At 59.9% G+C, this 17,030-nt stretch carries 19 protein-coding genes; 14 read left to right on the forward strand and 5 right to left on the reverse strand.

The genetic code is table 11. From position 1 onward, the window contains the following. Positions 1–5: 5 nt before the first annotated feature. Complete coding sequence (locus V6R85_RS17075) at positions 6–1,250, reverse strand: MFS transporter (protein WP_020813049.1); 1,245 nt, start codon at positions 1,248–1,250, stop codon at positions 6–8. Positions 1,251–1,341: 91 nt separating this feature from the next. Here V6R85_RS17075 and V6R85_RS17080 point away from each other — a divergent pair, with 91 nt between their 5' ends. Then, on the forward strand, positions 1,342–2,199 hold the full coding sequence (locus V6R85_RS17080) for a LysR family transcriptional regulator (RefSeq protein WP_336377089.1): 858 nt from the start codon (positions 1,342–1,344) through the stop codon (positions 2,197–2,199). 48 nt (positions 2,200–2,247) lie between these two features. On the opposite strand, the gene V6R85_RS17085 is transcribed toward V6R85_RS17080, so the two are convergent. Further along, entirely contained in the window at positions 2,248–2,856 is a 609-nt protein-coding gene (locus V6R85_RS17085; protein ID WP_003504267.1) for a nucleotidyltransferase domain-containing protein, read from the reverse strand. 54 nt (positions 2,857–2,910) lie between these two features. Next, on the reverse strand, positions 2,911–4,263 hold the full coding sequence (locus V6R85_RS17090) for an aminotransferase-like domain-containing protein (protein ID WP_162690429.1): 1,353 nt from the start codon (positions 4,261–4,263) through the stop codon (positions 2,911–2,913). 132 nt (positions 4,264–4,395) lie between these two features. Between V6R85_RS17090 and V6R85_RS17095 the strand changes: the two genes are divergently transcribed. The 5 genes from V6R85_RS17095 (at position 4,396) to V6R85_RS17115 (ending at position 7,686) form a co-directional block, all read left to right on the forward strand. Beyond that, positions 4,396–4,800: a VOC family protein gene (locus V6R85_RS17095; RefSeq protein WP_031234481.1), complete on the forward strand. Its 405-nt coding sequence runs from the start codon at positions 4,396–4,398 to the stop codon at positions 4,798–4,800. 39 nt (positions 4,801–4,839) lie between these two features. Then, positions 4,840–5,469, forward strand: coding sequence for a LysE family translocator (locus tag V6R85_RS17100; protein ID WP_020813045.1), 630 nt, complete (start codon positions 4,840–4,842; stop codon positions 5,467–5,469). A gap of 50 nt (positions 5,470–5,519) precedes the next feature. Then, the gene (locus tag V6R85_RS17105; protein WP_020813044.1) at positions 5,520–6,365 is read left to right on the forward strand and encodes a PhzF family phenazine biosynthesis protein; all 846 of its coding nucleotides are present in this window, start codon (positions 5,520–5,522) and stop codon (positions 6,363–6,365) included. 27 nt (positions 6,366–6,392) lie between these two features. Then, positions 6,393–6,989, forward strand: a complete 597-nt coding sequence (locus V6R85_RS17110; RefSeq protein WP_020813043.1) for an NUDIX domain-containing protein — start codon at positions 6,393–6,395, stop codon at positions 6,987–6,989. 145 nt (positions 6,990–7,134) lie between these two features. Next, entirely contained in the window at positions 7,135–7,686 is a 552-nt protein-coding gene (locus tag V6R85_RS17115; protein ID WP_003504276.1) for a DinB family protein, read from the forward strand. 40 nt (positions 7,687–7,726) lie between these two features. Here the strand turns inward: V6R85_RS17115 and V6R85_RS17120 are convergent, their stop codons facing one another. Then, positions 7,727–8,614: a LysR family transcriptional regulator gene (locus tag V6R85_RS17120; RefSeq protein ID WP_003504277.1), complete on the reverse strand. Its 888-nt coding sequence runs from the start codon at positions 8,612–8,614 to the stop codon at positions 7,727–7,729. Positions 8,615–8,741: 127 nt separating this feature from the next. Between V6R85_RS17120 and V6R85_RS17125 the strand changes: the two genes are divergently transcribed. Next, the gene (locus V6R85_RS17125; RefSeq protein WP_020813042.1) at positions 8,742–9,095 is read left to right on the forward strand and encodes an antibiotic biosynthesis monooxygenase; all 354 of its coding nucleotides are present in this window, start codon (positions 8,742–8,744) and stop codon (positions 9,093–9,095) included. 29 nt (positions 9,096–9,124) lie between these two features. On the opposite strand, the gene V6R85_RS17130 is transcribed toward V6R85_RS17125, so the two are convergent. Then, positions 9,125–10,045, reverse strand: a complete 921-nt coding sequence (locus V6R85_RS17130) for a LysR family transcriptional regulator (RefSeq protein ID WP_003504282.1) — start codon at positions 10,043–10,045, stop codon at positions 9,125–9,127. A gap of 154 nt (positions 10,046–10,199) precedes the next feature. Here V6R85_RS17130 and V6R85_RS17135 point away from each other — a divergent pair, with 154 nt between their 5' ends. The 7 genes from V6R85_RS17135 to V6R85_RS17165 all read left to right on the forward strand — a co-directional run bounded on the left by V6R85_RS17135 (position 10,200) and on the right by V6R85_RS17165 (position 17,020). After that, the gene (locus V6R85_RS17135) at positions 10,200–10,859 is read left to right on the forward strand and encodes a hydrolase (protein WP_020813041.1); all 660 of its coding nucleotides are present in this window, start codon (positions 10,200–10,202) and stop codon (positions 10,857–10,859) included. Between the two features lie 313 nt (positions 10,860–11,172). Next, on the forward strand, positions 11,173–12,081 hold the full coding sequence (locus tag V6R85_RS17140; RefSeq protein WP_020813040.1) for a LysR family transcriptional regulator: 909 nt from the start codon (positions 11,173–11,175) through the stop codon (positions 12,079–12,081). A 126-nt stretch (positions 12,082–12,207) separates the two neighbouring features. Then, complete coding sequence (locus V6R85_RS17145) at positions 12,208–13,011, forward strand: carbon-nitrogen hydrolase family protein (protein ID WP_020813039.1); 804 nt, start codon at positions 12,208–12,210, stop codon at positions 13,009–13,011. A 15-nt stretch (positions 13,012–13,026) separates the two neighbouring features. After that, entirely contained in the window at positions 13,027–13,692 is a 666-nt protein-coding gene (locus tag V6R85_RS17150) for an RraA family protein (RefSeq protein ID WP_003504292.1), read from the forward strand. A 62-nt stretch (positions 13,693–13,754) separates the two neighbouring features. Further along, entirely contained in the window at positions 13,755–14,795 is a 1,041-nt protein-coding gene (locus tag V6R85_RS17155) for an ABC transporter substrate-binding protein (protein WP_111792882.1), read from the forward strand. Between the two features lie 276 nt (positions 14,796–15,071). Further along, positions 15,072–16,145 (forward strand): ABC transporter ATP-binding protein, encoded by a 1,074-nt coding sequence (locus V6R85_RS17160; protein ID WP_020813037.1) that lies wholly within the window; start codon positions 15,072–15,074, stop codon positions 16,143–16,145. After that, positions 16,142–17,020, forward strand: coding sequence for an ABC transporter permease (locus V6R85_RS17165; RefSeq protein ID WP_020010153.1), 879 nt, complete (start codon positions 16,142–16,144; stop codon positions 17,018–17,020). The genes V6R85_RS17160 and V6R85_RS17165 overlap by 4 nt, the downstream gene beginning before the upstream one ends. Positions 17,021–17,030 lie beyond the last annotated feature (10 nt).

Raw genomic sequence — 17,030 nt, forward strand, 5'->3', positions numbered from 1 at the left:
CCGTTTCATGAGGAGCCGATTTGAGCCTTCGGCAGGCGCGGCGATGAGATTGCCAGGGGCAGCGCTGTCACAACGACAGGCATGATCAGTGCGGACCATGCCGCCCCATAGCCGAAATGATCGACCAGAAGACCGAATATGTAGGGGCCGATTGCCATGACCCCCAAACAGATGGTGGAAGCGAAGGCAATTGTCGATGCTATCGAACCTTTCGGCGCACTTTCGGCGATTTGCAGAAGGTAAAGCGGAAACCACCCGATCCCGAATATTCCGAGCACGGCGAGCACGAAGAGGACAATGGTTGGCGCAGTGCCGATGGGGAGAGCCGCGAGGATTGCGGCAGCGCCTGCGGCAATAACGGATACCAGGCCGAACGATTGGGTGCGCAGTCCGGGTCGGAAGCGGTCACTGAGCCATGGCAGCAGAATCCGGCCGGGAATGCCGGCAAGCTGTGTTGCGGCAAACATGGACGATGCGGCAAAGAGGCCAAGCCCCAGCCCATCCGCCATGAAGCCGATGATGTGTGCGGTGAGGGTGAATTGAAATGCCGACATGGCGATACCAAGCCGCAATACGGGCCAGAAGCTCGAATTCCGCCCGACCTCGTGGATAAGTTTTCCCAGGGGAAGCGGGCGCTCGGTTTTAGCGGCGACATCGCCTCCTTCGCGATAGAGGCCCCAGAAGAGTACGGCGCCCAGGACGGAAACACCGGCGCAGAGCCATGCCGCCGCGTGCCAGCCGTAACGGACCGCCATGAATGGCAGGAGGGCGGCTGCGATCATGGTTCCGAAAGGAACCGCGGCCTGCCGAAACCCTGTCGCTATGCCACGTTTGGCGGGGGGGAACCAGCGCATGATCGCCCGCGTGCCGCCCGGTTGGACCGCAGCATAGGTGCCGCCGAGAAATGCGATGCACAAAAGCAGCGCGGGCAGGCTGTTTGCGAATGCCGCCGCGCAAGCCATCGCGAGCGCCATGCCGAGCATGGCAATGCCGACGATGCGGCGCTCGCCGTGAATGTCGATGGCGCGGCCGAGCGTGAACATCGTCACGATCTGAACACCGTTCATGACGGTCACGGCCAGTGATGCGGATGCGAGGGAAATACCGAATGCTTCCCGCCAGAAGGGCACGAGAATGTAAATTCCCTGCGATACGAACGAGCCCGCGGTTTGCGTCGCGACTGCCACGGCAAGGACTGCCCAGATCCGGCTGTCGGTGGCGGGCGTGGGCGAGGAAATCTGTGACGACACGAAAAGCTCCTATCATGGGTTTTCGTGCAATAGCGCTCGCGACTATCAGATAGAATTAGGGGCTTGCACATTTCAGCGATAACAGCTTGTTATGCGAAACATGCGCTCATTGGATCCCGAGGCCGTCGAGGCTTTTCTTCTTGTTGCCGAACTGCAGTCGTTCACACGGGTTGCAGGGGTGATGAACACATCACAGGCCGCTATATCCCTGCGCCTGCGCCGGCTTGAGGACATGCTGGGGCATCGCCTCGTCGAACGGACGCCGCGCCGGGTGCGTTTGACGACGGCCGGCGAACGCTTTCTGGAACCCGCGCGTGCTTATGTCGCGGCCGGCCGCCGTGCGCTTGATGTCTTGGGGCAGGAGCCGACCCGTCTCGCGATCGGTTTCACGCATCATTTGATTGGAGCCGACCTGCCTCGGATACTCCGGGTGATCAGCGAGCGCGAGACGAGCGTTACGCTTCATCTGCGCACGGCCGGCACCCGGACCCTGCTTGAACTCTACGATGCCGGCGAGCTCGACGCGATCGTCGTGTTGCGGCATGATGATATCCGCCGGGATGGCGAGCTGCTGTTTCAGGAAAGCTTCGGCTGGTATTGCAGCGCGGATTTTGATCTGCCTTCGAACGCGCCGGTGCCGCTGGTGCTGCAACCCGAACCCTGCAATTTGCGGGCCATGGCCCTTCGGGCGCTGGAGGCGGCGGACATCGCATGGCGGGAGGTATTCGTTGGAACTGGGGCAACGGCGGTAGGGGCGGCTGCCGAAGCCGGGATCGGCGTCGCACTGCTGGCGCGAAGTGTTGCGCCTGCCGGTCTGCGTGAGGTGAGGGACGGCCTGCTCCCACAGCTCTCAAAGCTGAATGTGGTAATGATTTCCGCGGTCACGGGCGATCACGCGAACGCGGTGCTGCGACGGATCACGCGGGCATTTCAGTCGCCTCGAACCTGAAATGCTATTTTCGAATTTCGAACGAGACCACAATAAGGCGGCCTGAGATCACAGCGCCTGTATCCAATCGTGACCCGGGTGAAGGCGGTTAAGGCAGTCTTTGAGCCATTGTCGTTCCGAAAGAGGTAACCCTGGCTGGGCTCTTGCGAAGTCTTCCTCATCCTTGGTGCGTCTGTGCTTCGCCTTGAACAGAAGCACGGCGGAGGGATTAAGGTGAGGAATGCCGTCAGCGCTCAGCGACACCATTTCGATACGGGGCCGCGTCATTTCCGGATTTCTCTTGTAAACCCAGGTGTCATTCGTTCCCGGCTCGATCATCATATCGGCGCGCCAGCATCCGGCAGCGCGATCGAAGCACCAGATCTGGAAAATCTCGGGAGCCGGATCCCGATCCGCCGGTAACGGCTCGATAACGCCATCGTTGACGGTGTAGAACGCCATGTAACCCAGCTTCCGGCGAAAGATGCCCAAATCTTCACGCAGGACCGTGAACTCAAGATCATCATGCTCGCGTGTCTTGCTGCCCAGCCACAGGTCGAGAGCCCAACCGCCAACAACGCACCATGGCCTCGATACACCGTCCAGTCGCCGTGACAACTGGGCAGGGCTCCACGCGTTCCAGGCATCCTGGTCCGGTATAGGCGGGTGATCATTCATAATATACGGTCACTTTCATTCAAATCTCGTGCTGTTGCTTGTTTCCTGATGGCGTCAAGCCCCGCGTTTCAGTAGTCCGGCCAGAAGCTTCAGCGCTTCCGTGAGATCGTCGAAGGACGGGCCGCCGAGGCAAAGGCGAATGCCGCTCGCCTGATCATCGGGATTAACAAGCATGGCTTCCGGAGGGGTCAACTTGATGCGCATTGCCGCAGCGGCGAATGCGAAGCGATTGGCGGCGTCGTGTTCCATTGGCAGCCAGACGTTGTATGCATCGGGATGCGCGCCAAGCTGGTTCGTGCCGAGCAGGGAAACGGCCAGGCTGGAGCGCCGTTGGGCCTCGTGGCGCAAATCGCGCTGGATCGAAGAGATGATGCCGGAGGTCAGCCAGTCCTCAACCACCGCGCAGGAGAGCGCGGATGGGGCCATCGGCATGTCCTGCAGAAGGTCTTCGGCGGTTTCGTGCAGACCGGCTGGTAAAGCAAGGACGCCGATCTGCAAGCCGGGGCCAAGGGACTTGGAGAGCCCGTTCACATGAAACGAGATTTCAGGAGCCAATGACGTCAGCGGCGGCAAGGCTTCCGCGGATGCCGCATAAACACCGTCCTCGATGATCCATACCCCCGCCCGGCGGCAAATATCCGCAATGACCTGCCGCCGCGCCGCCCCCATGGTAACGGTTGTCGGATTATGCAGGGTCGGCGTCAGATAGATTGCTGTGCAGTCACTCGATGGGGTGCCATCCAGCGCCGCCGCCAACGCTTCCGGCACCATGCCTTCGGCATCGATTTCGACGCCCTGCATCCGGTAACCTTTCCGCCGGGCCAGCGCGATGGCGCCGGGATAGGTGATCCGTTCGGTCAGGAGCAGGCCCTTGGGGCCGCAGGCTAGATCGATGGCCAGGGCCAGCGCCTGACGGGCGCCGCTCGTCAGCACTAGATGTGAGGGATCGATGGTGAGACCCTGCGTTTCGAGCCAGCGGGTCAGAAGGCGGCGGTGTTCCAGATGCCCCGCGGGCGGGGCATAAAGATTGATATGATCCGCATCGATCCTGCGCGCGATCCCCGTCAGCGTCTTTGCGAGAATGCGGGCGTTGAGCGTGGCCGGCGGTGCGTTGGACGAGAGGTCAATCTGCCGGTCGTTATGCGCCTCCCGGATCGCCACGAATGTTCCCCGGCCCTTGACGCTGCGTGTCAGCCCGCGCCGTTCCAGAACGGAATAGGCTTTTGTCACCGTGCCAAGGCCCACCCCCAGTTTCCACGCGAGATCGCGATGGGCGGGCAGGCGGTCACCGCCCGCCAGCCGCCCCTCGATGATGTCATCGGCGAGGGCAAGCACCAGCCGTTCTGCGGCATTCGCCTCAATGTCTGCAAGACGGGGAGTCCAGGGGGATTGCAGCAGCACGTTCATACCTTCGATAAAAGTGTCACGTTACACTATTTCAATAAACAGCAAGTGTAACATAGGCTATGACGAGGCTGATTGATATCCACACTTTACGGCGGCCGGCCTGCCATCCTGCCGGCGCGCTTAGAGGATCAAATGTTCAGCCATGTAACCGTCGGAACGCGTGATCTTGAGCGGGCGGAACGCTTTTATGACGCCGTGCTTGCCCCGCTCGGTCTGAAGCGGCGAACCGTGACCCCTGATGGCGGGCCTGCGGCGCTTTGCTGGGTGAGGGCGCAATCCCCGTTGCCCCGTTTTTATGTCTATCAGCCCTTCAATGGCGAACCGGCAACGGTTGGCAACGGCGGCATGGTTGCCTTTCTGGCGCCGTCGACAGAGGCGGTGACTGTGGCCCATGCCGACGGCCTTGCGCATGGCGGCACGGACGAAGGAGGTCCGGGGCCGCGTCCGCATTATGGAGAGGGTTATTTCGGCGCCTATCTACGTGATCCTGACGGCAACAAGGTCCACATCGTGCATCGCGGAGATCTCCAGCAATAGTGCTTGGGGAGGCCTGTCCTGTTTCCGGAGAAAGTCAGAATGATCGCCAGCCAGATCGCCCTCGTTTACGGCACCTATATCGTCGCCACCGCCAGCCCGGGCCCGAGCAACATGGCGATCATGGGAACGGCGATGCGTGACGGCCGTCTGCCCGCCCTTGCTTTGACGGCTGGCGTCATCACCGGCTCGCTGTTCTGGGCGATCCTGGCGGCGACGGGCATGTCGGCCGCGCTGGCCGCCTATACCCAGGCGCTTTTCGTCATCAAGATATTCGGCGGCGTTTACCTGCTGTATCTGGCTTTTCGAGCGGGCAGGTCGGCCATGAAGCCGGTCTCCGACTTTGTGAGTGTGGATACCGGGCGCGCGACGCCGCGCTATCGGGCGCTCTACCGGCAGGGTCTTCTCATGCATATCGGAAACCCGAAGGCCATCATGGCCTGGATAGCGATCATGTCGCTGGGGTTTCGCGAGGACGCGCCTGCGGGCATGTTGCCGGCGATCATTGGCGGCTGCGCCATTCTCGGCGTTATCGTGTTCGGCAGCTATGCACTTCTCTTTTCCACCGCCTCGATGATTGCGCTCTATACCAGATTGCGGCGCTGGATCGAATCCGTGCTTTCCGTGGTATTTGCCGCCGCCGGGCTGAAACTGCTTCTCTGGCAGAACTGACAGTCCCACCATCCGCGTTGCCGATTAATCCCAACTGAAAGAGCCATGTCATGAGTTTTGCTATCCATATGATCGATGTATTCGGCTCCGGGCCGCTTTCCGGCAATCCGCTGGCGGTCGTCATCGGTGCTGATGCCTTATCGACGGATGAAATGCAGCTGATGACGCGGTGGTTCAACCTTTCCGAAACCACCTTCCTGCTACGGCCCACCCATCCGCAGGCTGATTACCGGGTCAGGATATTCTCGCTGGACAGGGAGTTGCCCTTTGCCGGGCATCCCACACTGGGCAGCTGCCATGCCTGGCTCTCCGCCAATGGCATGCCCGGGCAAGAAACGGCGATTGTTCAGGAATGCGGCGCCGGGCTGGTCACGATCCGGCGCTCGCATGGACGGCTTTCTTTTGCAGCTCCGCCGCTTATCCGTTCCGGCGCGCCGACGCCCGCCGAGCTGGAAGATGCGCGGCAGTTTTTGGGGATCGAGGCTTGCGACATCATCGATGCGGCATGGATCGACAATGGTCCGGGCTGGCTGGGGATCAGGCTGGCGTCGGCCGAAAAGGTGCTTGGCATCACCCCGGCCCGCAGCTGGACCCATCACATCGATATCGGTGTGGTTGGCCCTCATGCGAAAGGCGGCGAGACCGCTTTTGAGGTTCGCGCTTTCTTCAGCGATCATCTGGGCGCCATCGTTGAAGACCCCGTCACCGGAAGCCTCAACGCCTCATTGGCGCAATGGCTGTTCGCAACGGGCGTGGTTGGCGAAGACTATGTCGCGGCGCAGGGAACGCGCCTTGGCCGCCATGGCCGTATCTACCTTACCCGCGATGATGCCGGCCAGATATGGGTCGGCGGCGAAACGCGCACGCATGTCGAAGGCCGTTTACTCGGCCTTTGAAAGACAGATGAAAACGAGGTGACTTTGATGAATAGCAGTGTTTACCGCCCTATTTCCGAGCGCGTATTGGCCGATGATTGGGGGCGGCTGACCAAGTATGAATATGAACTCCAGCTGAGGGACGGAAGCTGGCAACGGCAGACCCGGGAGGCATATGATCGCGGCAACGGGGCGACATGCCTGTTGTACAATCCTGCCAGCGACAATGTCCTGCTGACCCGTCAGTTCCGGTTGCCGGTTCTCCTGAATGGCGGTCTGGAATCGCTGATCGAGACACCGGCGGGGTTGCTGGAAGGCGCAGACCCGGCGACGCGAATGCGTGCGGAGTTGATCGAGGAAACCGGTTATGAGGTTTCCGAACTTACGCATCTGTTCGATATCTATATGAGCCCCGGATCGGTCACGGAATATCTCGCCTTTTTCTATGGCGAATATGCCGAGAAACATAAGGTCGGGGCAGGCGGCGGTTCAGCGGACGAGGGCGAAGACATCGATGTGCTGGAAATCGCCTTGCCTGAGGCTATGCGCATGATCACCCGCGGCGATATTCGCGATGCCAAGACGATCATTCTGCTCCAGCATCTCGCTATCCGGCTTCTGCAGGAAAAGGCCACGGCACGCTGATCCTCGCCTCCGGATTTATCGATCCGGGACAGGTGCCGATCATCCTCTCATCGTTGGCCGGCAACAATGCTTCTGATCCGGCGCGACAGCGCCGGATCAACCCGATCATCGTTTTTGAAGTTCAAAAATACGAAGGAGTTTCAGCATGGATATTGCGCCGCTCAGCCCCGTTCACGCATCCACCGCATCGGCAATAGATACCTTGAAAATGCTGGTACGCTACAAAGCCTGGGCGAACGGGTTGACGTTCAGAAGCGTGATGGACCTGCCGGAAGGTGAAGCCCTTCGGCAGCGGCCGACGCGGTTCGGAAACATGGTGCATACGCTGAACCACGTTTATGTGGTGGACGATATTTTCAGGCATCATCTACAAGGAAAGAAACACAGCTACACCGCCCGCAACACCGACCATACGCCCGCAATTGGCGAATTATGGGAAGCCGTTCAGGAAATGGACCGCTGGTATGTCGATATGGTCGATACCTGGTCAGACGGGGATCTCGCGAAAGCCGTTCATTTCGAATTTGTCGGAGGAGGAGAAGGCGTCATGACCCGCGAGCAGATCGTGCTGCATATCGTCAATCATGGCACCTATCACCGCGGCTTTGTCGGCGACATGATGTATCAGGTGCCTTTTACGCCGCCGTCAAACGATCTTCCCGTCTTCATCAGGGATCACTATCGCGGCGCTTACTGAGCGCTTGCGCATCGTTTTATGCCCTTTGCCGTTGGTGCTATCACCGGGTGAAAAGATTGGCGGCCATATAGTCTACAAATGCTCTGACTTTTGGAGAAAGATATCGATTGGTCGGCCAGAGGACGCGGAAGGTCCCTGTGTCGGCCATATAGTCGTCCAGCAGCGATACCAGTTTCCCGTCAGCGACTTCGGACGTCACGGCGAATGACGGCAGGCATGTTATGCCGAATGAACGTTCCGCAAGGTAGATCAGGGGTTCCAGCGTGCTCGCAACGGTGGCGACCGGCAGATCGATCCTGATCTCGCGGCCTTCGCGAACCAGGGGCCACGGCTCAAGCTTTCCGGAATTGGCGAAGCGATGGTGAAGACAGCGGTGCCGGACAAGATCTTCCGGAATCTCCGGACGGCCATGCGCCTCCAGGTAGCCGGGCGCCGCCACGATGCTGTGCCTGAACGTGCCGAGCTTGCGGCTCATCAGCCGTGTGTCCCTGATCTCGCCGGTTCGGATGACGGCGTCGAATCCCTCTTCGATGACGTCAACCAGACGGTCTGTAAAATCAAGGTCGAGGCTGATTTCGGGATATGCCTCCATGAAGGCGGATATCGTCGGCATCAGCAACATGCCTGCCAGCGGAAGGCTGACACGCAGTTGCCCGCGCGGAACGGCCTGCGATCTCGATAATTGCGCCTGCACGGTCTCATATTCCGACTGGATGCGCCGGCAGGTATCGAGGAAGAAACTCCCGTCCTCCGTCAGTGCCATGCTGCGTGTCGAGCGATTGAACAGTCTTACGCCCAGCTCCTCCTCCAGACGTGCAATGGCTTTTCCGACGGCGGATCCGGAGATGCCGAGACGATGCCCGGCGGCCACGAAGCTTCCCGCTTCCGCCACCTGAATGAATATGCCGAGGGTTCCGAGCTTGTCCATGATGTCGTGATTAAGGAATTTTTGTCCGGTATGTTGAGAATAGCAGCTCGTTTATCCGCTATTTTCCTTCCGATATCCAGATGTCGTCGCGGCTGAAATGGCCCGAAGCTTCAAATGGAGATAATTCATGGAAACGAAACCTATCGCAGCTTTTGCGGACTCGCCCGCTCCCACGACCTTTGTTGTCAACGTCATTCATGCCCATCCGGGAAAGCAGGACGAAGCCTTCGCCATCATTCAGGATGTCGTTCACTATGTTGCCGAACGAAAGGAAGGGTTCCTCTGGAGCAGCCTTGCGAAAAGCACCGACGGAGAGACGGTCGTTAATGTCGAGGCCATTCAGGGAACCGGCAATGTCGACGAGTTCTTTTCCGATCCGCAATTCGTCGAAAAATTCCGGAAACTGGATACCGTCTCCAAAAGCGAGTTCCACACATATACGGTCGGCGATCTGGTCCTGCCAAAGCCCGTGGCCGTGTGACAGACGTACGGCTCTGAAAAATGTGCCGGTCAGGCAGCTGCCGGGGGGCTTCCCCCGGCATTGGAGAGGGACGCCGCCGCCGGGCCGTGATCGAAGCATTCGATCAGCATTTCAGTGAGAACCCGGATTTTTCTGACGGGATGTTGCCCCGGCGGTCTGACGACATATATCCCGGCCGGCGGCGGCGGATGACGTTTCATCACCTGCACAAGCTCGCCTGAGGCCAGATAATTTTTGACGAGATCGTAAGGCAGCACGGCGACCCCCAATCCGGCTGCTGCGGCGACGGCAAGAGCGACCCCGTTATCGGCCTTGAACCGTCCCTGCGGGCGAAGAGTTATCACCTTGTCGCCATCCATCACCTGCCAGGTTTCCGTTCCCTGCATGAGAGCCTGATGGGTCACGAGTTCCTCCGGTGTCTCCGGAGAGCCGTGGACCTCGATATAGTCCGGGCTGGCGACGAAAATGCCGTAGAGGGGGCCGACGCGTCTGGCGACGAGGTTGGAGTCTGGAAGGGTGCCGACCCGGATCGCACAATCGTATCCTTCTGCAATCAGGTCCACGAAACGATCGGTGTAACAGGTCTGTATCTGGAGTTGAGGATGACGGCGCGCCATCTGCGCAATCACCAGCGCGAAATGCGTTGGGCCGAAGGAAAGCGGCGCAGCAATCCGCAGGCGGCCACGGAGCTCACCAGCCGGAAGGATTGTCTCTCTGGCGACGTCGATTTCGGCTGAAATCCTCGCCGCATAGTCGCGGAAGGTTGCGCCCTCCTCCGTCAGGGAAGCACCGCGTGTGGATCGGGCCAGAAGCTGGACACCAAGCTCCGCTTCAAGCCGCACCAGCCGCCGGCTGACCATCGATTTGGAGATACCGAGCCGCAGCGCGGCCGCTGTGACGCCTCCCGCATCCGCAACTTCGACGAATGTCCTGATATCTTCGATATCCATTCAAGCGTTCCCCATTCTGCGACACAGCTTAGCACGGACAAGGACTACCGCATCAGAAACGGGAATGACAAGTTTCGTCCCGCGGCAACGCCCAAGGGGGTGCATGCCTTTTGCGCAAGCGCGCTTCAATAAACCACCAATATAGGATGAACCCATGACCTTTCGTAACGGCCTTGATTCGCTTCTCCGTCCTGAAGACTCGGTCCTCGTTCTGATCGATCACCAGCCCTATCAGTTAGCAAACCTGAACAGCCATGATCCGCAAGCTGTGGTCAACCTCACGACCGCGCTGGCAAAGCTGGCTAAAGCTTTCAATGTTCCGACCGTTCTCACCAGCGTGATCGCGGCGCGCGGTGGCCTTCTCTTCAAGCAGATCACCGACGTGTTCCCCGGCCAGGAGGTCATCGACCGCACCTGGGTGAACACCTGGCAGGACGAGAATGTGGTGAACGTCGTCAAGGCGACCGGCCGCAAGCAACTGATCATCGCGGGCCTTTGGACCGAGGTCTGCGTCGCAATGCCCGTCATCCAGGCGGCCGGCGAAGGCTGGGACGTGACCGTGATCACCGACGCGTCGGGCGGGATTTCGAAGGAGTCTCACGAAGTTGCCATCCAGCGAATGATCGCTGCCGGCGCGAACGTGATGACCGTGATGGCGCTTGCTGGCGAATGGCAGCGCGATTGGGCGCGCACCGAGCATGTCGAGGAACTGACCGAGATTCTCATTCAGCACTTCGGCGGCAGCGGCATCGCTTATCTCTGGGAGCAGCAGCTTCTCAACACGCCGGCGCCGACCACAAAGGGCGGACACTAGAACCGGCAGGGATGGCGGGCGTCTGTCGGCCCGCATCCCGTCCTCTCCGAATATGCGGATTGACCCCTTCTGAATTGAGCAAGGCGTGCGGCCGCGACGGTTCCACTGTTGCCTCGACGCGGAAGGGGCTCTCCATTCGCAGCTGCATGGCACCGCCGGCGCGACCCCAATGAGAAAGGGAGGCGCCGGCGTTGATCCCTTGCTTATCGGCGCGCGCATCGGACATACTGGCTCCTGAACCAAAAAGGCCAAGGGCAAGACGAAGCCAGAGACGCAGAGCTGGATCGCGGAGCCATGCGAGGAGATGGACCCCATGAACACGCGATTCCTCGAAACTTTCCTCTGGGCAGCACGATTGAGCAGCTTTTCGGCGGCTGCGGAACGTTTGCACACGACGCAGGCGTCGGTCTCCAACCGGATTGCCGCGCTGGAGCGTGAGCTCGGTGTCGTGCTGTTCACGCGCGATGTGCGCTGCGTCAACCTGACACCCGCCGGTCGTCTGGCGTTGCAGCATGCCGAAAAGATCGTCAACCTCACCGGCGAGTTCCGCCAGATCGTCAGTAACCGGGAGGCGTTGAGGGGCACCGTGCGCATCGGTGCTGCGGATACGATCGTGTACGCCTGGCTGCCGCTGCTTATCCGCCGGATGAACGAACAATATCCCGGTGTCAGCCTCGATCTGACCATCGATACCAGCCTGAAACTTTCCCAGCGCATCCAGAACGGCGAGGTGGATGTCGGTTTTATCATGGGGCCGATCATGGCGGCGGATATCTACAACTCACCGCTCTGTACCTTCGAATCCTGCTGGGTCGGCGCTGTCGAGCTGCCGCTGCCGGAAACGGGTGTCACGCTCGAAGATATCGCGCATTTTCCGCTGCTTACCTTCTCGACCGGGTCGCAGCCGCACCAGGCATTGCGCGCGCTCCTCGATTCCCATGGATTGTCCGACAGCCGCATCTATAATTCCAATTCTCTGTCGATCATGACCCGGCTGGTGGCGACCGCCGTTGGCGTGGGCGCGCTGCCGCGCGTGCTGGTGGACGGCATCATCAAATCGGGCGAAGCGCGTATTCTCGACATCACGCCGCCGGTGCCGCCCCTTACCTTTCACACGGTTTACCAGGAGCGCGGCGACAATGCGCTCGCCCGAGCCATCGCCGACATGGCGACGGAAATCGTTAGTGAAACCACCACGCAATGGATGATCGCTGCGGCTTAAATTTTATGCTGCGGCGCAAAATGATTAATCCATAAGCTTATCTTATGGGTTTCGATAGAGTTTTTCCGTTTGTCAGGAAAACAGTTCCCGTTCTTAATTCTCCTCGCAACATGAGAGGAGAGCAACGTGAAAGTCTCACTTGTTCAAATGAATACCCAGAATGACAAGGCAGAAAATCTTAAGGTTGCTGCCGATTTGATTGAGAAGGCGGTCAAGGCGGATAATCCAGACCTTGTTGTTCTTCCTGAGTACTTTGCATTTCTTGGAGATAATCCTCAGGAGATGCATGAAAGCGGCGAGGAATTTCCCGGTGGTGAAATCTATACGCTGCTTTCGGGGCTAGCAAAGAAGCACGCGATCACGCTGCACGCCGGCTCCATCGTCGAGAAGGAAGGCAACCGCTTCTATAATTCGACACTCGTTTTCGGTCCTGATGGCAAGCAGATTGCCCGGTACCGCAAGATTCACCTGTTCGACGTCGATACGCCGAACGGCATCAGCTATCGCGAATCCGATTCCGTGGCCCGTGGCGAAGAGGTCGTGACCTATAAGGTCGGTGACAAGACGGTTGGTTGCGGAATTTGCTACGATATCCGCTTCCCGGAACTGTTCCGCGCCCTGCGGGACAAGGGCGCCGATGTCATCGTTCTGCCAGCCGCCTTCACGCTGATGACAGGCAAGGACCATTGGGAGGTGCTGGCTCGTGCCCGCGCCGTCGAAACCCAGACTTATTTCCTCGCTGTCGGCCAGATAGGCGCTCACGCGGGTGGCAAGAAGGCCTGCTGGGGTCATTCCATGGTCATCGATCCCTGGGGCCATATCGTCGCCCAGTGCTCTGACACTGTCGGAACAGCGGGGGCTGCCCTCGATTTCGACTATTCGACCAAGGTGCGCGCCAACGTGCCGGTGGCAAACCACCATGTGCTCTGATCGGAGAAAGACCTGATGTTTATCGTCAACCCCATGCCGGAACAGATCAGCGGCGACATTATCGAGCTTCTTGAGAAGGTCGAAGTCGCAACGATTGGTCATGTGCTTCACTCCGGCTTTGTCGATCCTGAAATCCGGGCCGTTCTTCCGGGCAAGCGCGTGGCGGGCACCGCCGTCACCCTGCGTATCCCGAACGCGGATTCGACCATGCTCCACTACCTGACGCAACTCGTGCGTCCGGGCGATATCGTCCTCATCGACCGTTGCGGTGATACCCGCCACGCCTGCTGGGGCGGTGTCATCACCAACACGATGAAGATGGCTGGCGTCAAAGCCGGCGTCGTTGATGGCCCGGCGACTGACTTCTCTGAGTTCACCAAGGTCGACATGCCCATGTGGTGCCGCGGCCCGTCGCCGATCACCACCAAGATTCTTGGTCTGGAAGGTGCGATCAACATTCCGATCAGTGTCGGCGGCCAGGTGATCAATCCGGGCGATGCGATCCTGTGCGATGAAAGCGGCGTCGTCGCCCTTCATCCGAGCCAGGCGCGCGCCATGGCGGAGCGCGCCATCGGCATGCAGGAAGCTGAACTCGTGCTTCTGGAACGCCTGCGCAACGGCGAGAAGCTGCCTGATATTTCCGGGGCCAACAAATTCGTCCAGGCCAAGCTCAGCGCCTGACACAATCTTACGGGTGGCGGATCAGTTCGCCACTCCCAATAACAATAGAGGAGAACAGGACAATGAAGAAAACGATACTTCTGAGTGGGATTCTCATGCTTGGCGCGGCCGCCCTGCCGGCGCACGCCCAGCAGACCGTAACGTTCCTCGGTTATAGCGGCCTTTTCCAGGAGCGTTACACCAAGGCCGTCATCGAGCCTTTCATGGCCGCCAACCCTGACATCAAGGTCGATTATTTCCCGCAGCAGGGTTCTGCCGCCATGCTCGGCTCGCTGCGCGCCCAGAAGGCTGCGCCGCAGGCCGATATTGCGCTGATGGATGTTTCTGTCGCCAAGACCGGCACGGATGAAGGCCTGTTCGACAAGATCGATGAAAGCGTTACGAAGAATGTCGCCGACCTCTATCCGAACGCCCGCTTCGAGGGCGTCGCCGGCGTTGGCGTGACCTTCGACAACCTCGTTCTCATCTACAACACCGATGCGATCAAGACCGCACCGGACAGCTGGAATGCCCTGAAAGACAGCGCCTTCAAGGGCAAGGTCGCCATGCTCAGCGCCCCTGACATCGTCGGTATCGGCACGACCATCATCATGGACCACATGAATGGTGGCACCGATTTCATCAAGAATATCGACGCCGGCATCAATGCCATGGCGGAAGTGGCGCCGAACATCCAGACATGGGAACCGAAGCCGGAAGTCTATCCGAATGTCGTCAATGGCCAGGTGTCGCTGGGCGTGGGCTGGAACGCCCGTAGCCAGGTGAATGCCGATGGTTCCAAGGGCAAGATGAAGGTGGTTCTGCCGAAAGAAGGCACGATCCTGCAGATCAACACGCTCAACCTCGTCAAGGGCGGCCCATCGTCCGAGGCGGCCCGCAAGTTCGTTGACTATGCGCTGAGCCCGGAAGCCCAGGCCGCCTTTACCGCCGCCATGTATTATGCGCCGACCAACGCCAAGGCCACGGTCGCTGCCGATGTGAGTGATCGCACGGTCGTCAAGGCGATGGACAAGGTTATCCCGGTTGACTGGATCGGCCTCTCGAAGGTTCGCGACCAGATCACGCAGGACTGGCGCCGCAAGGTCATCCCGCTCAGCCGCTAAGGCTTTCGCGCCCGGCGTGAAAAATGGCAAGACTTCCGCATCCCTCCGGGCTGGTGCGGAAACGGTATGGGCCTCGGCTCATTTCCTCCGTCGGTGTTGGGGTCGATGGAGGAGTGAGGTGGCTCGAGGGCCTGCGTTAGGGAAAGCACCGCGCACAGCGCAGGTGAATTTCCGCCGTGATTGCATAGATCAAGGGACAGGACATGTCCGAGACCCCGCCGGGGTGGGACATGTTCTGGAGAAAGGCAAAAAGCCAGAATGGGAACTTCAGACATCATGCAGCCAGGATTTCTCTCGATTCGTTCACTGACCAAGCGCTACGAGACTATGGTCGCCGTGGATAATCTCAACCTCGAGATACCCAAGGGCGAGCTGGTTGCCTTCCTCGGTCCGTCGGGTTGCGGCAAGTCGACGTCGCTGCGCATGATTGCCGGTCTTGCACCCGTGACGTCAGGTTCAATCCTGATCAACGGCAAGGACGTGACGCAGCTTGCACCCTATAAGCGCGACATTGGCCTTGTTTTCCAGAGCTATGCGCTCTTCCCGCATATGACGGTCCTCAGGAACGTCATGTTCGGACTTGAAATGCGCAAGGTGCCGGCCGCCGAAGCGGAACGGCGTGCCCGCGAGGCGATTGCCATGGTCCACCTGGAAGGGCGCGAGGACCGCCGTCCCGCCCAGCTTTCCGGTGGCCAGCAGCAGCGCGTCGCACTGGCGCGTGCGCTTGTCATCCAGCCCTCCATCCTTCTGTTCGATGAGCCTCTTTCCAATCTCGATGCCAAGTTGCGCGACGAGATGCGCTCGGAAATCCGCCGCATCCAGAAGCAGCTCGGCATTACCTCCATCTTCGTCACGCATGATCAGGTCGAGGCGCTCAGCATGTGCGACAAGGTCGCCGTCCTCAATGGCGGGCGTCTGGAACAGCTCGGCACCCCGCATGATCTTTACGAGCGTCCGGCAACGGCTTTCGTCGCCTCCTTCGTCGGCCGCACCAACAGACTGGTCGGAAACGCGGTCGGCGATCACATCACGGTCGGCGATGCGGTATTGCGGGCACCCGGTTCGCACAATGGCAAGATCGACCTTATGGTGCGGCCGCACCGCATGGTTATGACGGTTGCTGATGACGCCGTGCCAGATTTCGATGGCGCGCCGGTCAACCGCATCACCGGCGAGGTTCGTGACGTCTATTATGCCGGTGATATCCTCCACTACGAGATCTCAGCAGGCGGACAGACATTGTCGGTGGAGCGCGCCACCTCCGGCGGCGAAACGCCGGTTGCGGCCGGCAGTGCGGTCAGCCTCATCTGGCGCGTGGAGGACACGCTGGTCTTCGGAGCAGACCAATGACGGCGGCGGTCATGATCACGGCTCCCGGCAGCCGCACATCCTCCATGGTGTTTCTCGCAACGCTTCTTCTCGGGCCGATCATCGCGGTCAATGGCCTTGCCTTCGTGATGCCCGTCTTCAACCTGCTTTTGCTTTCCTTCCGTGAAAGCCTCGGCGGCGGCGGTCTCGGGGAAGCCCACACGCTCGACAACTGGTCGTCCACGCTGACCGATGGTTTTTATATCGAACTGATCGGCCAGAGCATCCTGACCAGTCTCCTGATCACCATTCTCACGCTCATCGCCTCCTATCCCATCGCCCTTTACCTTCACCGGGCGCAGGGCCGTTGGAAAACCCTGCTGCTGGTGCTGGTCATTTCGCCGCTTTTGACCTCGGCCGTGGTGCGCACCTATGGCTGGATCGCGATCCTTGCTGATGACGGCCTCATCAACAACATCCTCTTCGCACTCGGCGCCGAAAGCGGCGTGCGGTTGCTGTTCAACAAGGTTGGCGTCGTCATCGGCCTCACGGAAATCCTGATGCCCTATATGATCCTGGCGCTGCTTGCCGGTTTCGGCAGGCTTGATCCACGTGTCGAGGAAGCGGCCGAAACACTCGGCGCGTCGCCCTGGAAGGTGTTCTGGCGGATCATCGTGCCGCTCACCATGCCCGGCGTCGCGCTCGGTTGCCTGCTCTCCTTCGTTCTGGCGGTCAGTTCGTTCATCACCCCCAAGCTGCTCGGCGGTGGGCGCGTCTTCCTTCTGGCGACGGAAATCTACGATCAGGCCATCGTGACGCTCAACTGGCCACTCGCTGCGACGCTTTCGATGATCATCCTCGTGATCTTCGGTGCGGCGCTGGTGCTTTATTCCCGGCTTCTGCGGGCCATTCTTTAAAGGAGATCGA

The organism is Agrobacterium sp. CCNWLW32 (genome assembly GCF_037083425.1).
GTDB classification, from domain to species: Bacteria; Pseudomonadota; Alphaproteobacteria; order Rhizobiales; family Rhizobiaceae; genus Agrobacterium; species Agrobacterium radiobacter.